Consider the following 23,030-nt stretch of genomic DNA (forward strand, 5'->3'; position numbering starts at 1 on the left):
TATTTCTCCATTGGAGGGTTGTGTACATGAATAAACGCCGATTGAGGGTTTTGTTCACTATTGCTTCTACAGTCTCTTTACTGATAGGGAGCATCCCCATTTCACCGATCGAAATAGCGAATGCTGCACCGACGGTTGATGCAACTGATTTCTTCACTTCTTTTGAAGCCAGTGACTTGAAGCCCATTGAGAATACCACAGAACTAAACGCAAATAAGGAAAAGATGACTTTTGGTGTGGACGGAAATCTACCTTTTACAGGAATTCAAGGGGATATTACAAAAAATATAGTAGATGTTCAGGTTAACAGTGATAATCCTCCCAACGAAACTAAAGATAAATTGATAGATGGTACAGAAACAACCAAGTGGCTAACCAGAACCTCAACCGGTTGGATCAAGTTCAAATTGCAGGCGGCGGATACCGTTACAAAGTATGCCTTAACCTCAGCTAACGATGCGAATGGAAGAGACCCGAAAGATTGGAAGCTCTATGGCTCTAATGATGATGCAACATGGACAGTAATAGATACGCGGACTGATGAGAGCTTTCCTAATCGTTTTCAACGTCAAATCTATGATATTCCAAACCATACTACTCCTTATTTATATTACAAGTTTGATATTACTAAAAATAATGGCGAGAGCTTATTGCAGCTAGCGGAAATCGCTTTATCTAATGGAATAGACCAGCCAGAACCGGTTTCCGTAGATATGAAAGCTTCTGTCACTAATGGTCCGACAAATCTATATACCTCAAAAACAAGTGTGGGTTGGACGGGTTCAAAGGCTCTAACTATTTCCGGCACGAATACCGTGAGCGGAAGAGCTTATGCGTACAATAAAATTTATGATACGGATATTCTAGTAACTCCGTCTACAGAACTTTCCTATTATATTGCGCCGGAGTTTACAGATAAGGATCAGACCTTATATACGAGCACCTATACATCGGTAGATTTATACTTCGCAGACGGAACCTATTTGCATGAGCTGGGTGCGGTAGACCAGCATGGAATCAAGGTCAATCCTCAAGATCAAGGAAATTCTAAAACGTTATATAATAACCAGTGGAATTTCAAAAGCTCTAAAATTGGTGATGTAGCTGCCGGGAAAACCATCAAACGAATCCTAATCGCCTACGACAATCCCGCTGTCATTAAAGGTACAGGGTTTAAAGGCACCATCGACGATATTAAGATCGAAGCCAATCCCGTTGAGAGCTCCCAATCACGTCTATCAGAATATGTAAATATTCTTAGAGGGACACAATCGAACGGTTCCTTCTCTAGAGGCAATAATATTCCGGCTGTTGCTGTTCCGCACGGCTTTAACTTTTGGATTCCAAAAACAGATGCCGGATCAGATTGGGCATATGCCTATAACCTGAATAATAGTGCTAACAATTTACCTGTTATTCAAGCCTTTGCGATGAGTCATGAGCCAAGTCCTTGGATGGGCGATCGTCAGACCTTCCAGGTTATGCCTTCGGATACGGCAGGAACACCTAGCGCGAATCGTACAACTAGGCAACTGGAATTTAAACATGCCAATGAAACAGCAAAACCATACTATTACGGAGTCACTTTTGAAAACGGTATCAAAACGGAATTTACACCTACCGATCACGCAGCGATGTTCCGGTTTACTTTTACAGGTAACAGCTCTAACCTGATCTTTGACAATCAAGGCAATAGTGGTGGAATTACTCTGAATGCGGATGGATCGATCCAAGGTTATACAGATCAAAAGAGTGGTAACTCCAATGGGGCTACACGTATGTTTTATTATGCAACGTTCAATAAGCCTGTAGTAGCCAAAGGAAATCCTACTGCAAACGGCGGAGGAGCAAACGTTTCTCGTTACTATAAATTTGATACTACAACCGATAAAGTAGTGGAGATGAGAATCGCCTCTTCATTAATTAGCGTAGAACAAGCAAAAAATAACTTGAATCAAGAAATTACAGCCCAAGACACATTTGACAGGATTAAAGAGAAAGCACAAACGCAGTGGGATCAACTCCTTGGAATCATACAGGTTGAAGGCGCAACGGAGGATCAGTTAGTAACTTTATACTCCAATCTGTATCGACTGTACTTATGGCCTAACTCGGCTTATGAGAACGTTGGCAGTACTGGGAATCCGATTTACAAGCATGCTAACCAATCTGCAACAGGAACCTGTAGTGGAAGCACAGAGACGGAAACCTGTGCTCCGTTGGTTGAAGGGAAAGCTTTTGTAAATAATGGCTTCTGGGATACTTACCGAACGACTTGGCCAGCTTACGCTTTGCTGACTCCATCCAAGGATAGCGAGCTCATAGATGGATTCGTTCAGCAATATAAAGACGGTGGCTGGATCTCCAGATGGTCGTCTCCTGGTTACGCTAATATCATGGTGGGAACAAGTGCAGATGTTGCTTTTGCGGATTCCTATTTGAAAGGTGCTACAGATTTTGACGTACAGAGCTTCTATCAGGCTGCGCTTAGGGATGCGGCAACCAACGCTCCTAATGCCAATGTAGGACGAAAAGGTATGAGTACATCTGTATTTAATGGATATACAAGTTATAACAATCTGGGAGAAGCCATGTCCTGGGCGATGGATGGATATATCAATGATTTCGGGATTGCTAATCTGGCTAAGGCCTTAGCCGAGAAAAATGACACCTCTGATCCCTATAACGATCATTACAAAGACGATTATCAATATTACATCAATCGTGCGCAAAATTATGTGAACATGTTTAATCCTAATCTAGGCTTTTTTAATGGACGCTCCAGTAATGGAGAATGGAGAGAAACGGCAGCTAACTTCAATCCGGAAGCTTGGGGTGGGGGTTCGGGGGACTACACGGAAACGAATGGCTGGAATATGGCCTTTCATGTGCCGCAAGATGGGCAAGGATTAGCCAATTTATATGGAGGTAAAGAAGAACTAAGCAACAAGCTGGATGAATTCTTCAGTACTCCGGAAACAGCGAAATACCCTGGAACATACGGCGGCTTAATACATGAAATGAGAGAAGCAAGAGATGTAAGAATGGGGCAGTATGGACACAGTAATCAACCATCTCATCATATTCCTTATATGTACAATGATGCCGGAGAGCCATGGAAGACGCAGGAGAAGGTTCGAGAAGTTCTAGACCGCTTATATATCGGCAGTGAAATCGGCCAAGGATATGCCGGAGATGAAGATAATGGTGAGATGTCGGCATGGTATATTTTTAGTGCGATGGGCTTCTATCCACTGAAGATGGGAAGTCCAGAATATGCGATTGGAGCGCCTTTATTTAAAAAAGCAACGATCAATCTGGAAAACGGCAAGAAAATCGTTATTAATGCTCCAAACAATAGTAATACCAATAAATATGTGCAGAGCTTAAAGATCAACGGAGTCGATTATGGCAAGAACTATCTTCTCCATTCAGACCTAACAAATGGAGCAACACTTGATTTCGAAATGGGCGCAAATCCTTCGAAGTGGGGAAGTGGAGATGATAATGCTTCACCATCTCTCACCACTGGCACTGAGGTACCACGACCTATTCGTGATCGTACTGATAAGTTGATTTCCCAAGGCTTAGGGAAGGTCACGGATAATGCTGGAAGCTCTACGGTCTCTCTTAAGAATTTGTTTGACAATAATTCAGCCAGTACTGTATTGATAAATAGCACAAACCCTACGATTCAATATCAATTCACCGCAGGTGCAGAGAAGATTAGTATGTATACCTTGACTTCTTCCGGTCTGGGAACCGAAAAGAGCGATCCTAAGAGCTGGGTGCTAAAAGGTTCAAATGATGGGATCACTTGGGATACCCTTGATTCTAGAAAGGATGAGAGCTTCCAGTGGCGACAATATACGCGCGCTTTTGCAATCACTGGTGAAGCCGAGTATTCTCGTTACCAGTTGGAGGTTACAGAAACGAACGGTGGGACCAGTACTGCATTGGCCGAAATCGAGCTTTTAGGCAGTGATGTAAGTGATGAGAACGCGGTTGCTATCGCGATGACCTCACTACAGCTCGGGGATGTAAGTCATATCACAACAGGAGTCGAGCTACCGAAATTCGGTATGCAGGGAACGACGCTTACCTGGAGCAGCTCTGACACTTCGGTATTAAGCGATAAGGGGGAAGTCGTAAGCCGTCCGGATGTCGGTCAGCCAGATCGGAAGATCACCTTAACCGTGACGATAAACAAGGGAGCAGTTAGTCAGACCAAAACCTTTGATGTTGTTGTGAAAGCCTGGAGCAGAAACGATCTGCCACATGAAGTAGATTTTTCGACAGGGCTGGAAACAGGGGACATTCTACCGGCATGGAACAATTTCAGGCTAGAAACGCAAAATGTTAATGGATGGTGCTGCAATATCGGTGGCATGGAATCAAAAGCTGGCAGCGTGGATATCGATCAAGAACAAGGAATAACGAATACTGCCTTATTGTATTCAGGCAACGTAACGGTAACAGAAGCTAGTTATTCTTATAATCCAGTATTTGAAGCAGGATTTGTGATTGAGCCATCAACGGTGCTCACTTACAGAATTCATCCGGAAGGGCCTGATGCCATTACACAACTAGAGCATAAAAGAGAGATCAGTGCCTATATTTCGATGGACATTTTGTTTGATGACGGAACTTATCTGCATAATCTAAACGCAGTGGATCAGAATGGAGCCCCTCTGAACCCTCTGGCTCAGGGTGATTTATTAAAGCTGGATGCCTGGAACACTGTATCTGCAAAGATCGGAGAGGTTGCCGCAGGTAAAGTTGCCGAGAAAATCCTCATATCATTTGATGTCACAGGACATACCGGTGATTTCCGAGGGTACGTCGACGATATTCAGATTTATCATTTAGCGGATGTACCATTTGGAACAGAAGCTACGCTTAGCGGTATTTCAGTTAATGGAACGAGTTTAGAAGAGTTCGACAGCAACAAGGATTCTTATGACGTTATTCTGCCAGTTGGTACAGAAATCGTTCCAACGGTAATCGCTACAGCAACCGATCCAAATGCGACGATAATCGTGACTGCTGCGGATCACTTACCGGGTACGACAACGATTGAGGTGACAGCGGAAGACGGCATCACAAAGCTCAGCTACAGAATTAACTTTACTGTACAGGAGAAAGAACCAGAGCCTTCCAAAAACAGTGATGCAACGTTAAGCAGTATTATTATCGAGGGTACAGCTTTAGCAGGATTCGATAGCAGCGTGGATACCTATGAAGTTGTTCTGCCTGCGGGCACAGTAAACGTACCTACGTTAACGGCGACTCCGAGCGATTCAAAGGCAACGGTGATTGTGACAGCCCCGGATCGTCTGCCGGGAGCTACGGTGATTGAAGTAACGGCAGAAGACGGCAGTACGAAGTTCTTTTATAAAGTAAGCTTTTCGGTTCAATCCAGTCCTTCAAATCCAGAACCTGCAAACCCAGATCCTACAAACCCTAATTCAGGAGGGAATAGCAATCCTACACCTCCAGCCGAAGAAAAAGGCAAGGTGGGTGAGGTGACAATCAAGCCAGCACAAATTGTACCCGTCGGCGGAACTGCAACGCTTGAGGTGCCAGCCGGTACTAAGGAATTGAAGCTTCCATCCAATACATTTAACCTACTGGGAGATAGCAATTTGGAAGTGAAGCTGGAGAATATCACCCTCGTGATTCCTGCCAAACTATTTAAGCAGCTAAGCGGCAATTTGAGTGCCGCCGATCTGCAAAATAGCAGTATATCATTAAAGTTGACGTCACTTACACAATCTGAAGTGAATGGAGCGATTGCTGCAGGCAAAGATTCGATGAATGCAGATATCCTTTCTGCAGGTCAAGGGTATGAATTGAGCCTAGCGTTGATCGGCAAAGCTGGAGTAATAACAACGCTGGATAAATTCGATCCACTCATCTCGATTCGCTTCCATCTTGATCCTTCGATCCATTCACCGCTGACAGGCATTTACTTCATTGGGGCTGATGGATTACTGAAATATATCGGTGGGGCAAGCGCGGATAACTACATTGTTAGTGAAGTTAATCACCCTGGCAAATACCTTGCTCTTGAGCTAACAAAGAAATTTGCTGATGTACCTTCCACCCATTGGGCTGCTAACATCATTAAAGAATTGGCCGCGAAGCAAATCATTACAGGTACATCACCGACCAGCTTCCAGCCGCAGCGCAGTGTGACTCGTGCCGAATTCACTGCACTGATTGTTAGAGCGCTCCAGTTAAAGGTGAAAAATGAAGCTAGCGAATCAACATTTACTGATGTCAAGGCAAGCGATTGGTATGCGGAAGCGATTTCCGCCGCTGTAGCAAAGGGGATTGTAAAAGGTAAAGGTACTTCCACATTCGAACCAACGGCTCAAATTACGCGTGAGGAAATGGTTGTCATGATCATACGCGCATATGAGGCTGTTAAAGGGATCAAGGCCGAAGGTTCAAGCAGTTTGTTTACAGATGCAGCGCAAATTGCGGCATGGGCTGCCGATGATGTGAATGCGGCTGTATCCCTGCAATTAATCCAAGGGCGCGATTCAGGTAAATTTGATCCGAAAGGCATTACGACTCGTGCGGAAGCGGCTCAAGTGATTTATAATTTGTTGAAAAAATAATCGTTGTAAGTTAAAGGGGCTGCGTTATCGGCGGAATTATTCGCCGCATAACGCAGCCCTTATTAAGTTTTGTTGCTGTTGAAGTGTAGACACTGAATCCGTTATGGGATCAGTGTTATTTTATTCCAAAATAAACTTGACAGATCTAATTTAAATCGTATACATTTGTATACAAGAGCGCAACGTATACATATGTATACACAGAAAAGGAGGAATAACTATGCGTGATGGAAATTTCGGAAAACGCGGTCATAGAGAACATGGGGAACACAAAGACCGTGGAGAGCATAGAGATCGTGAGCACATGGGCAGACATGGGATGGATTCTATGGATGGTCCCCCAAAAAGTGCTCAAACTTTTCGTCGCGGCAGAGCTTTAGCATTTTTGGAAAAGCTTAATGTGAATCGAGCCACATTACAGCGGCAGCTGCAAGCACCGGAGCTGGATTCGATCAAGCAAGTGATTAGCGGTGAATTGAAGGCAACAGAAGCGATCATTGAAGAGTTTATCCATATTTTTCAGATTCATGAAGTAACGCCGGAAGATAAGACTGTTGGAGAAATTAAAAAAGAGGAGAATGATCAAAAAAATGAAAACCATTGATCTTATTAAAACCCGTAGAAGTATTAAGCAATTTAAGACGGACTCGATACATGAGGACGAATTCTTGAATTGGCTGGAAGCAGCTAGTTATGCTCCTAATCATCGGATGAACGAACCTTGGGAACTCCTATTTATCGGCCCTGATACTAGAGCTAAATTAAAGCATAAGACGGATTTCGGTAGCGCTCCTGTCGTTCTTGCTATCTTATCTAAACCGGGCGCAACAGCGTTTGAACGTGACGAGAATGTTATGGCTGCTGCTTGTTTTGCACAAAACTTCTTATTAGCTGCACATGAAGCAGGGGTTGGAGCCTATTGGGCTTCTTTAGGTGCTTTGCCTCATAATCGTGAGATTCTGAGTGTCCCGCAAGATTACGATGTGATTGGTGTATTTGGTATTGGATATCCGCAGGAAGTTCCAAATGCTAAGCCGAGAACACCGATGAAGTCAAAAATCACATATTTATCTTAAAAGGTGATGGAATGTGGAAACTTAAGAGTTACTTAAGGCCATATTGGGTGTGGTCTGTGTTAGCACCACTTATGATGATGCTCGAAGTGTTTATGGATTTGCTTCAGCCTACTCTAATGGCAAGCATTGTGGATCATGGGATTATGACGAATGATTTATCCCATATTTATTCGACGGGATTGACCATGCTTGGAGTGGCAATTATCGGTCTAATTGGTGGGGTGGGCTGCACCGTTTTTTCGAGCATCGCCTCTCAAAATTTCGGTAATGATCTTCGGATTAATCTGTTTGAACATATTCAGAAATTCTCAAACAAGAATCTGGATCAATTGAAGACGGGCTCGTTGATTACTCGTTTAACAAATGATGTGGTCCAGCTACAAACCTTTGTTCAGATGATTTTGCGAAATATTCGATCTCCACTACTATTAATCGGTAGCTTGATAATGGCCATTCGAATTAGTCCTTCGCTGACCCTCATCCTTGTCGTTGCTGTGCCATTGCTGGTTGCAATATTATATGGGTTAATTCGACTTTCTTTCCCTTTGTTCGAGAAAATGCAGGTCAAATTAGACGGCGTGAACACAGTATTGCAGGAAAATTTATCGGGTATTCGTGTAGTCAAAGCCTTCGTTCGTGCTAAGCATGAACAGAAACGGTTTAATACAGCAAATAAGGATTACACAGAGACTGCGATAAAAGCGGTGCGATTAATGTCGTTGAATATGCCGCTCATGATGCTTGTGCTCAATGCCAGTATCGTAGCTGTACTTTGGTTTGGGGGGCTGCAGAGCTGGAACGGCTCTCTGCCGGTTGGTCAGTTAATCGCCTTCATTAACTATATCACCCAATTGTTGATGTCTATGCTGATGTTGAGCAATATGCTCACGTTCTTCTCGCGTGCAAAGGTCTCCGCAGATCGGGAGAGTGAAGTGTTTTCCACGATCAGCGAGATTACAGATGTAACCGAAGCTAAAAAAGATGCGATACCAAACGGTCGAATTGTATTTGACAACGTTTCATTCGCCTATGATCCTACGGATGAGAATCTCGTGTTAGATGGCATCAATTTCACTGCTGAGCCAGGTGAAACCGTAGCCATACTTGGAGCCACCGGTGCTGGTAAATCAACCTTGGTGAGCCTCATTCCTCGCCTTTACGATGTATCTTCTGGATCAATCACAATTGATGGTTCCGACACTAGGCAGATCTCTTTGGAACATTTACGCCGCAAGATCGGTTACGTTATGCAGCAGGCCATTCTGTTCAGCGGAACGATCCGTGATAATATCCGATATGGCAGACCGGAGGCTACGGATGAAGAAGTGGAACAAGCAGCAATAGCTGCGGAAGCTCACCCTTTTATTTTAGAGCTTCCACAGGGATACGATACAGTGCTTGGCCAACGAGGCATCAACTTGTCCGGTGGGCAGAAGCAACGGCTTTCGATTGCAAGGGCGTTGTTAATTCAGCCAACAATTCTTATCATGGATGACAGTACTAGCGCGCTTGATGCGGCGACAGAGTCGCGAATTCGGCTAATGTTAAAAAAACGGCTAAGTAGTAGCACTAATATTATGATTGCTCAGCGTGTCACATCTGTGATTGATGCGGACCGCATTTTAATTCTAGAAAACGGGCGAATCGCTGTTCAAGGTACACATGATGGACTTATGAGCAGCAGTGAAATTTACCGAGACATCTGGAAATCACAGATGAAAGGGGAGGAGGTTCCTTATGTCAAAGCATGACAACGGCATGAACACTCCCCCTATCCATAGACCAGGCGGATTCGGACCAGGAATAGGACCGGGATCTGGCCCCGGACGCGGCGGCGCTGTGCCAATCGTGCGCGCCAAAAATCAAGCGAGCACGCTTAAACGCATCTGGACTTATTTGAATCGTCAGCGGTTCGGGTTAATCATTGTATATGTATTTACTGTGTTGAATGCACTTCTTTCATTGATCGGACCTTATCTCATCGGTAAAGCGATTGATACTGCGGTTATTCCACACGATTATCAGGGTCTTATTCGGTTTTGCATACTCCTTATTGGCATTTATGGGCTAGGCAGTGTAGTTGCCTGGGTGCAAGCATACGTCATGACATCTGTTTCGCAGAATACTGTTTTTGAGCTGCGCCGTGATTTGTTCAGCAAGTATCAGCAGCTGCCCATTAAGTTTTTTGACACTCGGGCTAATGGAGAATTGATGAGCCGGGCAACTAACGATATAGAAAGCGTATCTAGCACACTCAATCAGAGTGTAACCCAATTGTTAAATAGTTTGATTACACTAAGCGGCTCCCTCGTTATTATGTTAATGCTGAACGTTCCGTTGACTGTAGTCTCATTAATCACGATCCCGCTCGTATTATTGGCTAGCCGTAAAATCATAGGTTTAAGTCGTACTTATTTTAGAAATCAGCAGCGTCATTTAGGTGAGCTGGGCGGGTTTATTGAAGAAACCATCAGCGGGCAAAAGGTGGTCAAACAATACAGTAGGGAAGAAGCAGAAGTTAAACGATTCCGCAAAATCAGCGGAGAACTAAATAAGGTCAGCATTAAGGCACAAATCGTATCTGGACTAGTGGGACCTGTAATGAACATGATTAATAACCTTGGATTTGCGATCATTGCCGGGGTTGGTGGCTGGATGGCATTCCATAACATGGCTACAGTTGGAATAATCGTTAGCTTCTTAACCTATTCTAAACAGTTCGGTCGACCTATTTCTGATCTTGCTAATCAGTACAATTTAATTCAATCTGCAATCGCCGGTGCGGAACGTGTATTTGAGGTTTTGGAGATGCCGTCCGAATACGAAGATGAACAAATTGATGATCTGCCAAGGTTAAAAGGGGAAGTTATTTTCCAGGACGTTTCTTTTGCTTACAAAGCGGATTCTCCGATTCTGTCTAGCGTAACGTTTGAAGCAAAACCAGGAGAGAAAATTGCGCTCGTTGGCCCAACAGGAGCAGGTAAAACAACTATTGTTAACTTGTTGATCCGATTCTATGATTTGAGCGGAGGCTCCATAGTCATTGATGGTCGCGATATCCGAGAGCTTGACAAAAACGCACTTCGTAGTCAATTAGGGATGGTGCTGCAAGATGCGCATGTATTCTCGGGAACGATTCGTGAGAATATTCGGTTTGGCCGACTTGATGCGACCGATCAAGAAATTGAGCAAGCGGCGCAGCTAGCCAATGCGGATGCTTTTATCAAAAGATTGCCGCATGGTTACGAGACCCTCCTCAATGCAGAAGGCAGTAATCTAAGTCATGGCCAGCGCCAATTGTTAACGATTGCTCGCGCAATTCTAGCTGATCCTGCCATATTAATTCTTGACGAAGCAACCAGTAGCGTGGACACGCGTACGGAAATGCACATTCAACAAGCGATGAAGAATTTGATGAAGGGTCGAACAAGCTTTGTAATCGCCCACAGGCTTAGTACGATCCAGGACGCCGATCGTATACTCGTGATTCAGGGTGGAGGAATTGCCGAGCAAGGAAGTCATGAGGAGCTGCTTGCAATGCAAGGCGCCTATTACGAGTTATATAATACCCAGTTCAAACGAGCGATTTAAAGAAACGTTCATATTGCTGGTGAAAAACACTGACTTGGATCAGTGTTTTTTTGTTAGAGAGGTGATCACAGACCATCGAATTGACCGCCGAAACGCGACATTGTATGCTACTACAAGATAATGTAAACAAGGAAGTGATTATGTGAGCCATTCCAGCTATGAGCAGCTTGAGACCGAAGGCAAACTACCGTTTGATGTTTCTTTACATAGCGTCAACTTTGTGCCGAATCACTGGCATATGAGTGTGGAGCTGATTTTTGTGCTGTCTGGTAATCTAGAGGTTTCGACCGGAAACCGTCAATATAGGCTTAAAGAAGGGGATATGCTACTCATTAACCAGTGTTACGTGCATGAAGTTATCGGTTTAGATCAGAATATCATCGCTACCTTTCAAATCCCTACAACCTATCTTAAGCAGCACATCCACAATGTGGAGAAGATTAGTTTTGAATGTTATTCTGCTGAAGTTGACCCTGAGAAGCAAAACGGCTTAGATAACATGCGTCAGCTCATGGCTGAAATGGTACAGCTGAAGTATAAAGGTGGAGAAGCCTATGAGCTGGAGATGGAAGCGCGTATGCTTGGGTTATTCTCTATTTTGGTCAAACAGTTCAAGCTGCCAAATTCCGGCGAAGCGATGAATATAAAATATATGGAACGAATGATGAGCATCATCACTTATATAGATGAACATTATAAAGACCCGGTGTCACTGCAGACAATCGCAGAACGAGAGTATTTGTCGGTGCCGTATTTGTCCAAATTTTTTAGCGAGAACATTGGGGTCAACTTCCAGACTTACTTAACCAGCATTCGTTTAAAAAATACAGTAGAAGCCCTTTTAAGAGATCAAGAGCATTCGCTTGCCGAGCTGGCACTTGAGCAAGGCTTTCCAAACGCGAAATCTTTTTACGCTGCATTCAAAAGCCGATATCATATTACACCACATGAGTACCGCAAAAAATACCGGCCTCAAACTCATGCGAAACAGGAAGGTTCTGCTTCCGGCTACTTAGCATTTAATCAAGCCAGCGCACTGGGCATTATTCGACAATTCCTCCGGCGCAGTCAGTCGCACCAGCTTGAACCCGTGCATGCGGTTGTTCAGCTGTCTGCGAGCATTTCTTTAGACAGGATTCAGCGGCAAATCCAGCATAGCTGGAAAAATATCATTACGATTAGTAAAGCAAATGAAGGACTTCAAAGTGATGTACAAGCTCATTTGAAATATGTACAAGAGCGGTGTCCGTTTCGTTATTTACGTTTTCATGGAATTTTTGATGATTCAATGATGGTGTACCGGGAGGATCACGAAGGGCAGGTACATTATAATTTTCGCTTTGTAGATCAGTTGTTTGATTTTCTGTTATCGATCGGCTTGAAGCCTTTTATAGAACTTGGGTTTATGCCTTTTGATCTCGCAGCAGATAGCAGTAAACATGTGTTTTATGAACAGAGTTATGTGAGTCCGCCTAAATCCATGGACCGCTGGTGTGAATTGGTAGATCGCTTTATTCGTCATTGTCTCAATCGGTATGGTCTTGAAGAGGTGGAAAGCTGGAGGTTTGAATTCTGGAATGAACCGGAATATGGATTGTTCTGGCCAGCGACAGAAGAAGCGTACAACGAAATGTATGCCCGAACGTTTGATACCCTCAAAGCCATCTCTCTGAACCTTCAGATTGGCGCTCCTGGTAGAATTATTACTCTGAACTCCAATGCGTTTTGTGAACAGTTCTTCGCTTTCTGCAAAGAACGGGGTTGTCTTCCAGATTTTATCCCGTTACATTTTTATCCGCATGAGGACATGGATGATCTGCTTATTAAAAATGGGGAGCATAAAGAAGTATTAAGTGAAAAAGAGATATCACCCCTGACGGTAGAGGGGTTCAACAAAGTGTCCCCAAACCCCGATTATTTGAAGGAATCGCTGGAGCGTGAAATCGGGCTGCTCGCTGAGGTGGGACTTAACGGACAAGAGCTATATTTAACCGAATGGAATTCAACAGCATTTCATCGTGAACTGACCAATGACACATTATATAAAGCTGCATATATCGTAAAAAATATCATCGAAAATCTCGACCGCATCAGTGGATTTGGTTACTGGGTCCTAAGTGACAATATCGAAGAAACAGCAGCATCATCCCGGATTTTTCATGGTGGGCTTGGTCTTATGGCTCAGTATGGAATTCCCAAAGCGGCTATGCATGCCTATGAAATGCTCGCTAAGCTGGGGAATCAGCTAGTAGCACACGAAGAGGGTTATATCGTGACGGCTGGAAGAGGGGGTTATCAGATTTTGGCTTATAATTACTGTCATTTTGATGATCTATACGCACTTGGTGATACTTCATTCATTACACCTACTAGCCGTTATAGTGGCTTCAAGAACGAGAGGCTTCTCAAAATTGAGCTAACATTAACTGGATTATCATCTGGCAGGTATAAGCAAGTAACCCATACGATCAGCAGGGCACATGGCAGCAGCTTTGACAAGTGGGTAGAGATGGGGGCTCCAACCGTTCTGACTGCAGAGGACACAGCATATCTGAAAGCTGCCTCTCTTCCAGGTAGACAGATTCAGCTTCTTGAAGTAGGTGAAGAGCTTTCTGTTGTCATTAGAATGGAACCTCATAGCGTAGAGCTCATTGAGCTGACTCCATTGTTTTGAGAAAATGAGTCATTTTTTAAGCTTCATCTTGATGAATAATATTGAAACGCTTTCATTTAGATTAAAAATGAACCTAAAAGTGTGTAATTGACCACCTCTCCTCCAAGAGGTGGTTTATTTTATAATCAAATTGTAAACGGTTTCTAAAAGGACGAGGAGGAATTACAATGACTGGAGCATCGACTAAAGGGCAGGTTCACACCCCTTTTCGTAGATTGACCTTTGGTATTCTGCTTGGTTACGGCATGATGATGCTGGCACTGATGACACCTGCCACCTTGCTGCTGACCTTTAAAATGATTGAAGTAGATCCGAATGGATATACCTCTTCCTATGGACTGGTTGCAGGAATAGGCGCATTCTTTGCTCTTATCGGAAATCCGATTGGCGGTGCACTCAGTGACCGAACCCATCTTTCGTTCGGACGGCGGCGCACGTGGATTATCCTAGGTCCACTAGCTGGCTGTGCTGCACTGGTATGTACTGGTTTCGCCAAGGAGCCTTGGCAGATCATGATTAGCTGGGCAGTCGCACAATTTTTCTTCAATGTAGGGATGGCAGCCTATACAGCGCTCATTCCAGACCAAGTACCTCAGGAGAAACAAGGGACAATCTCGGGATTAATCGGTCTCACTATTCCAATCGCTATGACGGTAGGGATGATCATGATGACAGTGATGACCTCAGTTTCTTCAGAAATTAAGTGGCTTTTGCTAGGTGTAATCGGCATCATAGGTCCACTTCTCAGTACGTTGATTATTAAAGAAGGTAAAGTAGAACTTGTTCCCAAGACACATAATCAAATATCGCTGGGCAAGAAGCTGAGTACGATTTTTCCTAGTCCACGTAAATTCCCGGAATTCTCTTGGGCTTTCGTATCCAAGTTCCTGATCATGATGGGATATTGTAGCACTTTATACCTCACAGTCATGCTGGTAAACCGGATGGGACTTACGGAAGAGCTGGCCACCGCCAAGGTTGCTACGATTAATATCGTTATGCTAGTGGGTGTTGCAATTACAAGTATCTTCGGTGGGGTGTTGTCAGATAAATTTGGTAAGCAAAAACCATTCCTGATTGTTTCAGGGTTCATCATTGCTATTGGGGTTCTGTTGTTTGCCTTTGTGCCAAGTTATCCGGCCTACATTGCCGGAGCTGCAGTGATCGGATTGGGCTTTGGCTGCTTCTCAGCCGTAGATATGGCACTCGTTGCACGCATTCTTCCAAGTAAAGAGGATTCAGCCAAAGACTTCGGGATTATGAACGTAGCTAATGCCTTGCCACAGTCCATTGTTCCAGCAATCGCTCCTGTGCTGTTAGGCATCGGTAGCTGGACCTTCTTTTACATCTTCCTTGCCTTCTGCACTATACTCGGTATGCTGGCAGTGAAGCCACTTCCAGAAGTGGGAACAGAGAAAAGAGCTCAAACTGCTGAATTAACAGCAGTCGAAGCGCAATCACAAAAAGCCAATTTGGTCTAAGTAAAAAACAAACAAGAAAACAGTGGAGGGAAACCATATGAATCAGAGAGAGACTATCAACACTAAAAGCCTTCATACCATTTCTTACGTAAGCAATAAGGGCGGTCCAACTTTGGGTTATTCCCCTGAATCTGGAGTGCAGATTCTCGAGCAGGACGGACTGTTCTTCAAAGATCTGAATCGTAATGGCAAGCTGGATAAATATGAGGACTGGCGATTGACGCCACAAGAGCGGGCTGAAGATTTGGCTTCACAGATGAGTATTGAACAAATTGCTGGACTCATGCTGTATAGTCGTCATCAATCCATCCCAGCACTTAGTAGCAGCTGGTTCTCAGGAACGTATAACGGTAAATCCTATGAGGAGAGCGGAGCTAAGCCATGGGAGCTTACCGATGAACAGCTGGCATTTCTGGCACAGGACCATCTGAGACATATTCTGGTGACCACCGTGGAGAGTCCAGAAATAGCTGCTCTGTGGAACAATCAGGTGCAGGCATTTGCAGAAGGAACCGGCCTAGGGATTCCAGCCAACAACAGCTCCGACCCACGTCATGGCTCAGATTCTAGCTCAGAGTTTAATGCTGGAGCTGGTGGGCAAATCTCCATGTGGCCGGAGACGCTGGGCCTTGCGGCAACCTTCGATCCGAAGATCACCTATCGGTTCGGGCAAGTTGCCTCACGTGAGTATCGTGCACTTGGTCTAGGGACGGCGCTATCGCCGCAAATCGATATTGCTACAGATCCACGATGGTTTCGCTTTAACGGCACTTTTGGCGAGGATTCGAAGTTGTCTGCTGACATGGCAAAGGCTTATGTCGACGGCTTCCAGAACTCGGAAGATGACCGGCAGATTAACGAAGGCTGGGGATATGACAGTGTGAACGCTATGGTAAAACACTGGCCTGGTGGGGGTTCCGGGGAAGGCGGAAGGGATGCACATTATGCTTGCGGCAAGTATGCTGTCTATCCGGGCGGTAACTTTGATGAACATCTTATTCCTTTTACAGAAGGAGCTTTCAAGCTGGATGGCCCAACCAAGCAGGCTTCAGCGGTCATGCCATACTACACAATTTCTACAGATCAAGATCAAGTGAACGGGGAGAATGTCGGAAACTCTTATAATTCATATCTTATTACCAACCTGCTTCGGGGAAAATACGGTTACGAAGGTGTTGTGTGCACGGATTGGCTTATTACAGCCGACGAATCCAATAGTAAGGATTCCTTTCTCAGTGGTAAGCCTTGGGGAGTAGAAGGGCTGTCCGTCGCAGAACGTCATTACAAGCTCTTGATGGCAGGCGTTGACCAATTCGGCGGCAATAATGAGATGGAGCCAGTCCTTGAAGCATACCGAATGGGAGTAGCTGAGCATGGAGAGGTGTGGATGCGGAATCGTTTCGAACGGTCAGCTGTTCGACTTCTGCTTAATATTTTTCGCCTGGGTCTCTTCGAGAACCCCTACTTAAAGCCTGAGGAGAGCACGCAGATTGTTGGGAATCCGGAGTTTATGCAATCAGGCTATGAAGCACAGCTGAAGTCTATCGTGCTGCTAAAGAATAAAAACAATGTATTACCGCTGGCGGCTAAACAAACCGTATATATTCCGAAGCGTTATACTCCAGCAGGAAAGGACTGGTTCGGTAATCCAACACCAGAAAAAACGGAATATCCGGTAAACCTGGATGTTGTGTCTAAATATTATCAAGTGACAGATCAGCCGGAAGAGGCAGACTTTGCTCTTGTCTTCATTAGCAGTCCCAAATCAGGAGTAGGCTTTAGCCAGGAAGATTCGGATCAAGGCGGCAACGGCTATGTACCAATAAGTTTGCAGTACAGACCGTACACTGCGGAACATGCTCGTGAGCAGAGCTTAGCCGGAGATGCACGTGATACCGATGTACTTAACCGCTCTTATAAAGGGAAAACCGTTGTTACGCATAATGAGAGCGATCTGGATAGAATTCTGGAAGCTCGTAAGCTGATGAAAGACAAGCCAGTCATTGTGTCGATGCTGCTCTCTAACCCTTCGGTTGTTGCCGAATTTGAGGAAGAGGCAGATGCCATTCTTGTTAACTTTGGGCTGCAGGATCAAGCACTTATGGAAGTGCTAACAGGTGCCGAGGAACCTTCCGGGTTGCTCCCCGTACAAATGCCATCAGGCATGCAAACGGTAGAAGAGCAGCTGGAAGATGTGGCGCATGACATGGAATGTCACGTAGATTCAGAAGGGCATGTATATGATTTTGCTTTTGGGATGAATTGGAATGGTGTTATAGAGGATGAAAGAACGAAAAACTACCGGAAATAAGAACCGCTCTGGTGATAAATAATAGCAAGGCACCGCCTGAAAAATCCTTCAGGCGGTGCTTTTTGTTTCACTTCAACGTTGCTTAAGCCCGAGAGAAAGTACGAATGTCCGGATACTCCCCCCTAGAAGTCCGGTTAACACTCGCTGGAAGGATTTATGATTAAATAGCCTGAATAGCAGGCCCGATACTTCGGATGATTGATAATGAATGGAGGCAAACAAATGTTAAGAAAGCCGCGAATTAACAAGTATGTGTCTTATGTTCTAGTACTGACTTTGCTGCTGCTACAATTTCCATTAGGCACACCCGCATCAGCGGCGGCACAAATCTATGAAGCGGAGGCGGCGGTGCTTTCGGGGGGAGCTGTCACAGCTGCTGACCATACCGGGTATACCGGATCTGGCTTTGTAGCTGGGTATACCGATGCCAATAAAGGTAATGCTTCAACCCGATTTTCTGTAAGCGTTTCCTCTGCGGGAAGTTACACGGCAGTATTAAGATACGCTAACGGTTCAGGTGTAACCCAGACCTTAAGCCTGTACATTAACGGGATCAAACTTAAGCAAATTTCCCTTCCGGCGACTTCGGATTGGAACACATGGGCTACTGTAACGGAAACGGTAGCCCTAAACGCAGGAAGCAATACCATCGCTTATACGTTTGATGCAGCGGACTCTGGCAACGTAAACCTTGATAACGTGGCTCTGGATACCGTCCTCGGCGCAAACTTGGCGCTGAATAAAAGCGTAACCGCTAACAATGTATACGCTGGATTTCCCGCTGCGAATGCTGTAGATGGCAATGCATCAACTTATTATGAAGGTGCTGCTAATAGCTATCCCAATACAATGACCGTAGATCTTGGAGCTGCGCAGAGTGTTGGAAAGGTTGTGCTGAAGCTCCCTGCTTCCTGGGGAGCGAGAACCCAGACTCTGTCCGTACTGGGGAGTAGCAATAATACGACTTACACGACACTCGTGTCTTCGCAATCCTATTCTTTTAACCCGGCTTCGAATAACACAGTGACCATTCCCTTCACTACGGCATCTGCAAGATATGTACGCATCAGCTATACGGCCAATACTGGCGCTACAGCAGGGCAAACGGCAGAATTCGAAGTGTATGGATCAGGTTCGGTCACACCGACAGCTACACCAGCACCAACGGTAACTCCAACACCGGCGCCATCGGCTACGGTAGCGCCAACAGCTACACCGACTGTGACTCCAACGCCAACCCCACCTGTAGGAACTTATGGAGCATCCATGCCCTATGAGACCTATGAAGCGGAGAATGCTGTGTTTTCAGGAACCATTATCGGCATGTCCACCAAACCTGGAGAGCTTGCCTCTGAAGCTTCAGGCCGAAAGGCTGTCAAGCTAACGGCTGCAGGACAATATGTGCAGATTACGCTGGCCAAACCAGCCCAGGGGATCACACTCAGATACTCGATTCCGGACAATGCGGCCGGTACCGGGATCGATTCTGCGATCAGCATGTATATCGGAGGAACCTTGTATAAAGATATTAATTTGAGCTCCAAATACAGCTGGAACTATGGGGAATGGGGCACGGAAGGCGGGGAAATCCACTGGTCCAACAATCCGAATGCTGCCTCCACTACCCCGCATCATATGTATGATGAAGTATCTGTTGCGTTAGATAAGCAGTACCCTGCGGGCACCGTGATTAAACTGCAGAGAAACGCTTCCAACTTGAACTTCAGCTCTACAGCGAACGTAACGGTTGACCTACTGGAGGCTGAAGCGATTCCTGCGGCATTAACGATGCCGTCCGGTTATGTATCTATTGCAAATTATGGGGCGGTCGCCAATGACGGCCAAGATGATACGACGGCCATCAATAACGCCATCAACGCGGTGAAGAATTCCGGCGCCACTTACAAGGGAGTATGGATTCCGGTCGGCACCTTTACTTTGAACAGCGGCAACAGAGGGGCTGGTTGGGATGGAAGCGGCACAAGACTGTATCTGGATAGCGGGGTATCCGTTAAAGGCGCGGGTGTATGGCACTCCACATTGTCCGGAAATTATGCGGGATTCTATTTAAGAAGCGGTAATGTTACCCTCTCAGATTTCAAGATCAGCGCCAATGATCTGATCCGTGATGATTATAACGGCATAACCGCGGTGGAAGGGAACGGAACGAACTCTACTCTGAACAACCTGTGGATTGAACATGCCAAGGTGGGATTCTGGCTGACAAACCAGACCAATACAGCAGTTATCTCCAATTCCCGGGTTAGAAATGTCTGGGCGGACGGTATCAATCTACACTATGGCACCTCCAACACCACGGTTACCAACAACTCCATACGAAACAGTGGAGACGATGGGATGGCGATGTGGTCGGACACTCATCTGGATACAAATAACACATTCAGCTACAATACCGTGCAGATTCCTACACTTGCCAATAATATCGCAATTTACGGCGGCAAAGACAACAAGGTCATCGGCAACCTGCTGACTGATACAGTGCGCACCGGCGCGGGAATTTCCTTTGGCACAAACTTCAATCCCCCGTCAATGACAGGGACCTTGACGATTCAGAACAATCTGCTGCAAAGAACTGGCTCCGCGCACCGAGATTACGGCTATCAGATTGGCGCCATTTGGGCCTACTGGCTGAACAATAGCGGCAAAGCCCAGAACCTCACTGTTACGGTATCGGGCAATACACTGCAAGACAGTACTTATTCAGGTATCTTCATCGAACAACCTGCGCCGGGTATAGCGGTGAACTTTAACTCTAATACGATTCTGAATTCCGGCACTTACGGTGTTTATATTAATGGCTCTGCCACTGGCACGTCGACTTTTAATGGCAATACGGTGAACGGGGCGCCTTCCGGTAAATTCCTCAATGAGTCAACCAGCTTTACGGTTTCCGGTACGGGGAACAACTGGTAAACGGAAATCCGCGGATTAGAAATCAATAGGATGTAATGAAAGGGCTGCCTCCTAGCAGCCCTTTTTCGTGTGCGGGTTGCCGGACTTGCAGCACGGCGGTTTTCCTTTTTAAATTAATTAAGGGATATTGCTAAGTGTCCAAGCCTGCTAAATGCAGTGTCTGCTTCAGGCGCTGTATATCTACATAGACATCCTCAAGTCCCGGAAAACGAATAGCAGGATCTGGAATGCCTTGCCCGTACACCATATAATATTCGAGTTCATTATGGTTGCTGATCATCCAATAGGTTGGAACAACATGCTGAGCATGGAAAATTTCAATGACCTGTGTTCCACGCTGACAAAAAGCTAAATTGGCGAGTCCAGCACCATGTGGTCCAACGATCACCTTTGCAGAGGCGAATAGTTGGATTTGCTGGCCAACTGTCCAGTCCTCAAGACAAATCGGCACGATGTTAAATTTCTCAAGGGAGCATATAACATCTTCATCATTGACAATCCGCCTTGAACTTGCTTTTTTGCGTGAGATATAAATGCGTTCTGGAGTGACGTGTGATTCATCTCTATGAGGTAACAAAAATTTACGCAGCGTATCCGTCGCCCAAGGAGGATAGTGGGAATTCATCATCAAAGAAGGAACAAGCAGCTGATTGGCCTCAACATAGGCTTCTGGATTTGTCCGGATTACTGAAGATTCTGATATGCCGAGCATAGCCCAGGTTTGTGCCACAAATGGTCCGTATGGATTTGGATTCATGATGATAGAGGTATAAGGAATTCCACTCGTTTTGAGCATCGCCAGCCTAGGGAGTACATCATACATCCAGTGGAAATAGTTATGACTTCCGCAAAAAGTCAACACAGCCACGGTTCCTTCTAAATGTTGAAGTTTCGGGTCATTCCATTGCTGGAATACAGGATGCTCATCTGCTTCTAGCATTCTATTTTGCAGCGCGTCATATTCTTGAGACAGATCAAAGATCAGCTTTCCCTCGGGAGTTAGAACAGCACCAGCTTCTCCCCATACCCTTCCACTCGAGATGGTCGCTACGTATCCGCCAAACGGTTGTAAAGAATAAGGTGTTAATGCAGAATGAATACTCGATTCAATGCTTTTTGGAGCAATGAAATCGGCCGCCCGACCGAAATCAAACGGAATAACCTGTCCAGCTTCATGGATAGTTCCTTTTTGTCTCCATTCTGTTTCAAGTTCCAAGATGCTCTGGTAATATCCAGAGGGCGTTCCCCCGTTCACAGAAAAACTCATCGTTTCACCTCTTTTGACCAAGTAGAACTCCAGAAACATCATTAAGCTATTCTATGGAACAAAGAACTTAAGGACACAATTACTTCTGAAAAGGGCGAGTGAACAGTTATTTTATGATTTTTTCCGATAAGCTTTTGGAGACATACCGTAGGTTTTGGTAAATTGTCGTGTGAAATAATTGCTATCGCTAAACCCGCTTTCATGTGAGATCTGGGTAATACTGTAGTCAGAATGCTTCAACAAGCCGCAAGCCCGCTCCAGTCGCAATCGATGGAGATAGGAGATAGGAGTCGTCTGATAGTAGGAGCGAAAGATCCGGTTTAAGTGTCTAACAGATATCCCTGAGTATGCGGCGATTCGATCCAGCGACAACGCTTCAAGATAATGGTCTTCCATAAAAGAAAGTGCGTTCGCCAAATGTATTAGATGATTATCCTGGCTCCCTTTATCCTGTTTTTCATAATGCCTTGATAAATAGACAACCAGTTCCATAAACCGTGAGATGAGCAAAGTCTGATATCCCTGAAGCTTGTGGCTATATTCTTCAATCATACCGGCAATAAGGGCAGTAACGTACTCCAGCATGGGAATTGGCAAGCTTAGTTTACTTGTGTAGGCGTGTTTGTGACGATACAACGGTTCCAATACAAACAGGGCCTGAAAGCCGTTCGAAGTCCGCAGATCCGATCCAGCCGTCGACAGCATTTCAGGCTTGTACATAATATTGCAGATCTTAAAATCCTGAGGATCTTTAAAAGCATGCGGGGTAGAACCGTTAATCACAAAGACATTCCCCTTCTTGATGAATGATTCTTCGGTATTCACAATATGAGTAGCAGTCCCACTCAAGACAATTACGAGTTCAGAAAAGTCCACATGTCTATGAAGGTCAGTATCATTGTCGTGAAAGCCGTATTGAATAAAGAATGGGAATTTCTGATCCGATGTAAACCAATTCAAATAAAATTCGCTCAATTCGTCACCCTCCAAAAGCATCTCTAGATGAATGTCTATATCATGCTATTTTACGACCGAATAATCAAGGTTTATCGTTTAGCTAGTGGAGTATA

Annotated in this window: 11 protein-coding genes; 9 read left to right on the forward strand and 2 right to left on the reverse strand. The window is 45.1% G+C overall.

Annotated features, from left to right (window positions below):
- The first annotated feature begins 26 nt into the window (after positions 1 to 26).
- From QNH28_RS14445 to QNH28_RS14485, 9 genes are all read left to right on the forward strand, one after another.
- On the forward strand, positions 27 to 6,626 hold the full coding sequence (locus QNH28_RS14445) for a GH92 family glycosyl hydrolase (protein WP_283911958.1): 6,600 nt from the start codon (positions 27 to 29) through the stop codon (positions 6,624 to 6,626).
- A gap of 220 nt (positions 6,627 to 6,846) precedes the next feature.
- The gene (locus tag QNH28_RS14450) at positions 6,847 to 7,230 is read left to right on the forward strand and encodes a hypothetical protein (RefSeq protein ID WP_283911959.1); all 384 of its coding nucleotides are present in this window, start codon (positions 6,847 to 6,849) and stop codon (positions 7,228 to 7,230) included.
- The gene (locus tag QNH28_RS14455; RefSeq protein ID WP_283911960.1) at positions 7,217 to 7,702 is read left to right on the forward strand and encodes a nitroreductase family protein; all 486 of its coding nucleotides are present in this window, start codon (positions 7,217 to 7,219) and stop codon (positions 7,700 to 7,702) included. Before QNH28_RS14450 ends, QNH28_RS14455 begins: the two co-directional genes overlap by 14 nt.
- 11 nt (positions 7,703 to 7,713) lie before the next feature.
- Positions 7,714 to 9,453, forward strand: a complete 1,740-nt coding sequence (locus tag QNH28_RS14460; protein ID WP_283911961.1) for an ABC transporter ATP-binding protein — start codon at positions 7,714 to 7,716, stop codon at positions 9,451 to 9,453.
- Positions 9,440 to 11,293: an ABC transporter ATP-binding protein gene (locus tag QNH28_RS14465; protein WP_283911962.1), complete on the forward strand. Its 1,854-nt coding sequence runs from the start codon at positions 9,440 to 9,442 to the stop codon at positions 11,291 to 11,293. Before QNH28_RS14460 ends, QNH28_RS14465 begins: the two co-directional genes overlap by 14 nt.
- A gap of 142 nt (positions 11,294 to 11,435) precedes the next feature.
- Complete coding sequence (locus tag QNH28_RS14470) at positions 11,436 to 13,967, forward strand: GH39 family glycosyl hydrolase (protein WP_283911963.1); 2,532 nt, start codon at positions 11,436 to 11,438, stop codon at positions 13,965 to 13,967.
- A gap of 167 nt (positions 13,968 to 14,134) precedes the next feature.
- Complete coding sequence (locus QNH28_RS14475; protein ID WP_283911964.1) at positions 14,135 to 15,448, forward strand: MFS transporter; 1,314 nt, start codon at positions 14,135 to 14,137, stop codon at positions 15,446 to 15,448.
- A gap of 37 nt (positions 15,449 to 15,485) precedes the next feature.
- The gene (locus tag QNH28_RS14480; RefSeq protein ID WP_283911965.1) at positions 15,486 to 17,759 is read left to right on the forward strand and encodes a glycoside hydrolase family 3 protein; all 2,274 of its coding nucleotides are present in this window, start codon (positions 15,486 to 15,488) and stop codon (positions 17,757 to 17,759) included.
- 222 nt (positions 17,760 to 17,981) lie between these two features.
- Entirely contained in the window at positions 17,982 to 20,693 is a 2,712-nt protein-coding gene (locus QNH28_RS14485) for a galactose-binding domain-containing protein (protein WP_283911966.1), read from the forward strand.
- Between the two features lie 130 nt (positions 20,694 to 20,823).
- On the opposite strand, the gene QNH28_RS14490 is transcribed toward QNH28_RS14485, so the two are convergent.
- Together QNH28_RS14490 and QNH28_RS14495 are read right to left on the reverse strand one after the other, a co-directional pair.
- A complete protein-coding gene (locus QNH28_RS14490; RefSeq protein WP_283911967.1) occupies positions 20,824 to 21,960 on the reverse strand; it encodes a glycosyltransferase family 61 protein in 1,137 nt (378 codons plus the stop codon).
- Positions 21,961 to 22,071: 111 nt separating this feature from the next.
- Complete coding sequence (locus tag QNH28_RS14495) at positions 22,072 to 22,935, reverse strand: helix-turn-helix domain-containing protein (protein ID WP_283911968.1); 864 nt, start codon at positions 22,933 to 22,935, stop codon at positions 22,072 to 22,074.
- Positions 22,936 to 23,030: the final 95 nt, after the last annotated feature.

It is taken from the genome of Paenibacillus sp. G2S3 (assembly GCF_030123105.1).
Classification (GTDB): Bacteria; Bacillota; Bacilli; order Paenibacillales; family Paenibacillaceae; genus Paenibacillus_AQ.

Excerpts from the sequence above, each read along its gene's own strand:
- QNH28_RS14490 (WP_283911967.1), bottom strand. The coding sequence starts at position 21,960 with ATGAGTTTTTCTGTGAACGGGGGAACGCCCTCTGGATATTACCAGAGC.
- QNH28_RS14445 (WP_283911958.1), top strand. The coding sequence starts at position 27 with ATGAATAAACGCCGATTGAGGGTTTTGTTCACTATTGCTTCTACAGTC.
- QNH28_RS14475 (WP_283911964.1), top strand. The coding sequence starts at position 14,135 with ATGACTGGAGCATCGACTAAAGGGCAGGTTCACACCCCTTTTCGTAGA.
- QNH28_RS14455 (WP_283911960.1), top strand. The coding sequence starts at position 7,217 with ATGAAAACCATTGATCTTATTAAAACCCGTAGAAGTATTAAGCAATTT.
- QNH28_RS14450 (WP_283911959.1), top strand. The coding sequence starts at position 6,847 with ATGCGTGATGGAAATTTCGGAAAACGCGGTCATAGAGAACATGGGGAA.
- QNH28_RS14480 (WP_283911965.1), top strand. The coding sequence starts at position 15,486 with ATGAATCAGAGAGAGACTATCAACACTAAAAGCCTTCATACCATTTCT.
- QNH28_RS14460 (WP_283911961.1), top strand. The coding sequence starts at position 7,714 with ATGTGGAAACTTAAGAGTTACTTAAGGCCATATTGGGTGTGGTCTGTG.
- QNH28_RS14465 (WP_283911962.1), top strand. The coding sequence starts at position 9,440 with ATGTCAAAGCATGACAACGGCATGAACACTCCCCCTATCCATAGACCA.
- QNH28_RS14485 (WP_283911966.1), top strand. The coding sequence starts at position 17,982 with ATGTTAAGAAAGCCGCGAATTAACAAGTATGTGTCTTATGTTCTAGTA.